At 44.9% G+C, this 5381-nt stretch carries 9 protein-coding genes; 5 read left to right on the plus strand and 4 right to left on the minus strand.

Annotated elements, in window-relative coordinates; all coding sequences use genetic code 11:
* Both O9324_RS07415 and O9324_RS07420 read left to right on the plus strand, forming a co-directional pair.
* On the plus strand, positions 1 to 319 hold a 319-nt coding region (locus O9324_RS07415; protein ID WP_288139859.1), incomplete at its 5' end, for an Rpn/YhgA-type helix-turn-helix domain-containing protein.
* Positions 320 to 341: 22 nt separating this feature from the next.
* On the plus strand, positions 342 to 548 hold the full coding sequence (locus tag O9324_RS07420; protein ID WP_287629038.1) for an Rpn/YhgA-type helix-turn-helix domain-containing protein: 207 nt from the start codon (positions 342 to 344) through the stop codon (positions 546 to 548).
* 65 nt (positions 549 to 613) lie between these two features.
* Here O9324_RS07420 and O9324_RS07425 read toward each other — a convergent pair whose 3' ends face one another.
* Genes O9324_RS07425 through O9324_RS07440 form a run of 4 tightly spaced genes read right to left on the minus strand, consistent with a single transcriptional unit; the run spans position 614 to position 3264 of the window.
* Positions 614 to 802: a hypothetical protein gene (locus O9324_RS07425; RefSeq protein WP_002788545.1), complete on the minus strand. Its 189-nt coding sequence runs from the start codon at positions 800 to 802 to the stop codon at positions 614 to 616.
* Positions 783 to 1961, minus strand: coding sequence for an LL-diaminopimelate aminotransferase (locus O9324_RS07430; protein WP_288139860.1), 1179 nt, complete (start codon positions 1959 to 1961; stop codon positions 783 to 785). The genes O9324_RS07425 and O9324_RS07430 overlap by 20 nt, the downstream gene beginning before the upstream one ends.
* A 16-nt stretch (positions 1962 to 1977) precedes the next feature.
* Positions 1978 to 2340, minus strand: coding sequence for a thioredoxin family protein (locus O9324_RS07435; protein WP_002765716.1), 363 nt, complete (start codon positions 2338 to 2340; stop codon positions 1978 to 1980).
* 45 nt (positions 2341 to 2385) lie between these two features.
* Positions 2386 to 3264, minus strand: a complete 879-nt coding sequence (locus O9324_RS07440) for an ABC transporter permease (RefSeq protein ID WP_002765717.1) — start codon at positions 3262 to 3264, stop codon at positions 2386 to 2388.
* 198 nt (positions 3265 to 3462) lie between these two features.
* Between O9324_RS07440 and O9324_RS07445 the strand changes: the two genes are divergently transcribed.
* From O9324_RS07445 to cobT, 3 genes are read left to right on the plus strand one after another with little or no spacing between them, the layout of a single operon-like run.
* Positions 3463 to 3696, plus strand: a complete 234-nt coding sequence (locus O9324_RS07445; RefSeq protein ID WP_002739069.1) for a hypothetical protein — start codon at positions 3463 to 3465, stop codon at positions 3694 to 3696.
* Complete coding sequence (locus O9324_RS07450) at positions 3684 to 4094, plus strand: type II toxin-antitoxin system VapC family toxin (RefSeq protein WP_288139861.1); 411 nt, start codon at positions 3684 to 3686, stop codon at positions 4092 to 4094. The genes O9324_RS07445 and O9324_RS07450 overlap by 13 nt, the downstream gene beginning before the upstream one ends.
* 27 nt (positions 4095 to 4121) lie before the next feature.
* On the plus strand, positions 4122 to 5201 hold the full coding sequence (cobT, locus tag O9324_RS07455) for a nicotinate mononucleotide-dependent phosphoribosyltransferase CobT (RefSeq protein WP_288139862.1): 1080 nt from the start codon (positions 4122 to 4124) through the stop codon (positions 5199 to 5201).
* Positions 5202 to 5381 lie beyond the last annotated feature (180 nt).

Below are 5381 nucleotides of genomic sequence, written 5' to 3' on the forward strand. Positions count from 1 at the left end.
GGTGCAAAGCAATCTCGCTGCCGCTACCAGTATTCTCGCCGGGTTAGTATTAAATCGAGAGACGATCAAAAAAATCCTTCGGAGTGACATTATGAGAGAATCCGTCATCTATCAAGATATTTTAGAGGAAGGCGAGGAAAAAGGACTACAAAAAGGACTACAAAAAGGATTGCAAGAAGGATTGCAAGCGGGTAAAGAAGAAAAAGCTCGACAAATTGCCCTAAAAATGCTATCTGCTGGTTTTTCTATCCCAGAAATCGCCCAATTTACCGATTTATCCCCCGACGCGATCGAGCAATTACAATCGAGAGACGATTAGAAAAATTCTTCGGAGTGACATTATGAGAGAATCCGTCATCTATCAAGATATTTTAGAGGAAGGCAGAGAGGAAGGCGAGGAAAAGGGACGACAAGAAGGCCAAGAAGAAAAAGCTCGACAAATTGCCCTAAAAATGCTATCTGCTGGTTTTTCTATCCCAGAAATCGCCCGATTTACCGATTTGTCCCCCGACGCGATCGAGCAATTACAAAGACAGCAGCACAATTAAAGCTTTTAACCGCAAAGGGTGGGGAATTAGCAAAATTTTGGCTCATCTCCGCACCCCAAGCGCAGTTAACGACGTTTAGCGACGCAACGCACCACTAAACCACCACCTAGTATGCCTAGTCCGATAACACCAGAAGGTTTGGGAGTGGACACATTACCAATATCACCCGAAATATCAGAAGCAACAAGGCGAAAGTTATCGATTGCAGCATAACCACTGCTTAGAATATCGGTTTTATCCCAAAAAAGCCCCAATTTTCTCCACGGCAGCCTCTAGAATATCGGGATCGTGAACTAAGGCAAAACGCACATACCCCTCACCACCCTTACCAAAACCGGAACCGGGGGAAACAGCGACACCAGTTTGGGCCACCAATTGCCGACAAAAATCGACGGAATTACCCGGCCAACTGGGGGGAATTTTCGCCCAAACGTACATAGTAGCGGCCGGAGTGGCAACTGGCCAACCGATGCGATTTAGGGCATTAATAAACACATCCCGGCGTTTTTGGAAGATAGCGACGGTTTCTTTGACCGAATCTTGATTACCAGTTAAAGCAGCGATCGCACCATTAAGGATGCCCAAATACTGATTAAAATCAACCATAGCTTTAATCTGTCGCAAAGCCATAATTAACTGCGGGTTGCCAATGGCGAAACCGATGCGAAAACCGCCCATATTATAGGACTTGGAAAAGGTAAAAAACTCGATCGAATTAGTTTTAGCTCGATCGGCCTGTAAAATTGACGGGGGGGGCGATGTTCCCGCAAAAAAGATGTCTAGATAGGGAAAATCGTGGATTAAAACTAAATTATGCTGACGGCAAAAATCAACCGCTTTTTGGAAAAATGCCAAAGTTGCGATCGCTGTGGTGGGATTATGGGGATAACTCAAGACCATCAGCTTCGATTGTGCCAGCACTAGGTCAGGAATGTCCTCTAAAACCGGCAGAAAGTCATTTTTTGACAAAATTGGCATTCCGTAGATTTGACCGCCGGCAAGGGCAACACCGCCCAAATGGGAGGGATAACCCGGATCGAGGAGTAGGGCAAAATCCCCGGGGTTGAGAAGGGCCAAAGGTAGATGGGCCGTGCCTTCCTGAGAACCAATCAGGGGTAAAACCTCCGTTTCCGGATCGATGGGTACACCAAAGCGATCGCTATACCAGTTAGCGGCAGTTATTCGGAAGTCTCTGGTCCCATTATGGAGTAAATAGCCGTGCGTGTGAGGATCGTGGAGAGATCGCTCAATAGCATCGACAACGTGGGGAGCAGCACCAAGATCGGAGGAACCGAGCGAAAGATCGATAATGGTATTACCCGCTTCTCTACTGGCAGCTTTTGCCCGATCCATATCGGCAAAAACGTTGGATTGTAGTGCCTGTAAGCGGTTTGCTAGGGTTAAGTTACTCATAACCACGGATACCTAATTAGCTGATATAGGTATCGATAAAAGATTGTAATTGTTGTTTGCCGATCGCCCCTTCATGACTGGCAATAATTTGGTTATCTTTAAAGATGCGTAAAGCGGGAACACCTTCCACCTTACATTTAGCCACCGAGTCGGGGTTAGGGTCTATTTCTAGTTTAACTACTTTTAGCCGTTCGTCGTAGGTTTTGGCCACCCAATCGATCGAGGGGGATACCAGACGACACGGACCGCACCAACTCGCCCAAAAATAGACTAAAACGGGTTTTTCGACCTCAAAAACCTCTTGGTCAAACTTCTGATCGCTAATGACAGTTACGCTACTCACAGTATTTATTTCCTCACCATCGCTACTGATTATCATAGAGGTTCTGGGTACTTTTCGGCAATTATCCACTTCCAAAGTTCCTCAAACATTAGGATCAAAGACATCCCGTAAACCATCACCGATAAAATTAATACTTAACACCGTGATCACGATAGCTAGAGCGGGAAAAATGACCAAATGGGGGGCAGTTGTCAAGTAATCTTTAGCTTTAAATAACATTTGTCCCCAAGTCGGCACATCGGGGGGGAAACCCAAACCCAAAAAACTCAGGGTTGACTCGGTAATAATCGCATTACCCACGGCTAAAGTGGCCGCCACGATAATCATTCCCAAAACGTTAGGCAATAAATGCACCCAGATTAAACGGAAAGGAGTGGCCCCCAAAGCAATCGCAGCCGAGATAAACTCCATCTCCCGTAACTTTAAGAAATTTCCCCGCACCAATCGCGCCACCGACATCCAATTTAAACCCCCGATTACCAAAACCACGAGGATAAAAATACCCGTTTCCGGTCCGGCGATTTTTTTGATACTATCGCGAAATAGATAGACAATCAGCAAAAGTAGGGGTAATTGGGGCAAAGATAGAAATAAATCCGTTAATCGCATCAATAAGCCATCGATCGCTCCCCCGTAAAACCCGGAAATAGCCCCGATCGCCGTCCCCAGAATCATCGCCACCATCATAGCAGCAATCCCCACCGCCAGGGAAATTCGACCCCCCACCAAAATCCTCGCCAATTGATCCTGTCCCAGATCATTAGTCCCGAAAAGATGTTTTAAACTAGGGGGAGCAGTGGTTTGACTAAAATCAATGGTATCGATGGGGACCCGATAGAAAATCGGACCGAATAGGACAGCAAAAATAATTATCATTAATGCGATCGCTCCTATTACCGCCAGGGGATCTCGGTAAAAACGTCGCCAAGTATCGATAATTGCAGAAGACAGGGAAGACATAAGCTGTTAAGTGTTTAAATTACTTGTTGAGATCAGGTACTTTTGCATTGGGGGAGATTCCGCTAATCTAAGAATAAACGGTTTAAATGAGTCTTTTTAGTCTGCTGTATTTTAGGTAAAATCTCAAGATGAGTCCCTTTATTGAAGGAACCGTTGTGTTATAGTATAACTCAAGTTCAGAAAATAGAGAGTAAAACTATGACTGTTAAAGAACTTATTCAAACAGCAATTGATAATTTACCTGAAGAACAACTAGATGAACTTTATCAATTAATTAAAAATTTCACCGCCAGCAAAAACAACTTATTAGAAGAAAAACCATCCTTATTCAAACGTCATTTTCCAGTTGAGAATATGGTGGGTAAAGCTAAAATACTAGGTGATATGGTCAGTCCTATTGTAGATGAAGAAGATTGGGAATGTCTGAAGTAATTGTGCTTGATACTCATATTTGGTTGTGGTTAATAAATGGCAATTTTGACAGATTTACCGAACATTGGCTAGAAAAATTTGAGTTAGCAGAATCTCTCGGAGTTTCCCCCATTTCTTGCTATGAAATAGCCCTTGCTAACCAACGGGAAAGATTAGAATTAAGTTATCCCCTTCAAGAGTGGATTCAACAAGCTTTAACAGTAGCTAAAATAGATATATTTTCAATTACCCTGGAAATTGCCATTAGAGCAGTTAATTTATCTCCCATTCACAAAGATCCTTTTGACCGTATTATTATGGCTACAGCCTTAGCATACGGGGCAAAACTGGCTAGTATTGATAACTTATTTTCTAAATATGTCGAAATCAAAGATCATCTCATGGAGAGAGGGAAATAGTGATAAGTAAGAGGACAAAATCAACAGATGATTAAAATTTACACGGAAATCGAACAGGGGCAAAATTGGTTACAGCGCCATCAAAAATCTTGTCCGATATTTGCCCTAGTTTTAGGCTTTACCGAGACGGGATTAATCCCCGGAATCTCCACCGCCGGCGCCACCCCGGAAGATAGAAAATATACAGCGATCGCCGATGCCGAATTTATCGTTAAAGGAGTTTCACCCCATCCCCGTTATCCCTTACCCCCCCTAACGGTGGGAGCCTCCCCTGCCTATATTACCCGCGCCGTAGTGGAAAAATTAGCCATTCCCGTCCTCGTTTTTAACGCCGGTTTACCCTTGCCCCCGGCCGTCGATTATATCGAACTAGGGGGACAACCAGCCCGTTGTCTCTCCACTGGCTGCGCCCTAGACCTGACCATAGTAAAACACCTGTTCGCCCAAGGACTAACCTGGGGAGAAAAATTAGCCCGGGAGTCTAGTTATCTAATTATCGGCGAGTGTGTGGTCGGTGGCACCACCACCGCCCTCGCCATCCTAACCGGATTGGGTTATCGAGCCAACGGCAAAGTTAACAGCAGCCACCCCCAGTGCAATCATGCCCAGAAACGGGCAATAGTTGAGCAGGGATTAGCCCGAAAAGAAATTTTTGATCCTTTTGAGGTAATCGCCGCCCTAGGCGATCCTCAGCAGATTTTCGTCGCTGGCATGGCCATCGCCGCCAGTGGGCAGGGTGGGGTACTCCTCGCCGGAGGAACCCAAATGTTAGCCGTTTCTGCCCTAATTCAAGCTCTAGTGGCTAAATATGCCTATCCGGTTAACTGGGAAAATATCATCGTCGGCACAACTCGCTGGGTAGCGGAAGATGAAACGGGGGATACAATCGGATTAGCCACCATGATCGGAAAAATACCCCTATTAGCCACACAATTAAACTTTTCCGCCTCTAAATACCCGGTTTTGCAAGCTTATGAACAGGGTTTCGTCAAGGAAGGAGTCGGAGCCGGAGGATCGGCGATCGCATCTTCTCTGTACCAGAATTGGACTAATCAAGATTTGGTTAAAGCGATCGAAAATTTAATCGGGTTTCAACTAAACTGTTGACTATCTAGGGTTTGCGGCAAAAAGCTTTTCCTGGGGGCAGGGGTAGGGCTGATTCATTCTCCGAATCTAATTCTTTTTTTGCTACCTTTAATCGCTTATGAGGTAAGCAAAGCACGACGTTTTTAAAAATTTTCAGCTATGTATTTCCGAGAAATCGACTAAAAACGTTGCCAGATAAGG

Source organism: Microcystis sp. LE19-84.1B, assembly GCF_027531875.1.
GTDB classification, from domain to species: domain Bacteria; phylum Cyanobacteriota; class Cyanobacteriia; order Cyanobacteriales; family Microcystaceae; genus Microcystis; species Microcystis panniformis.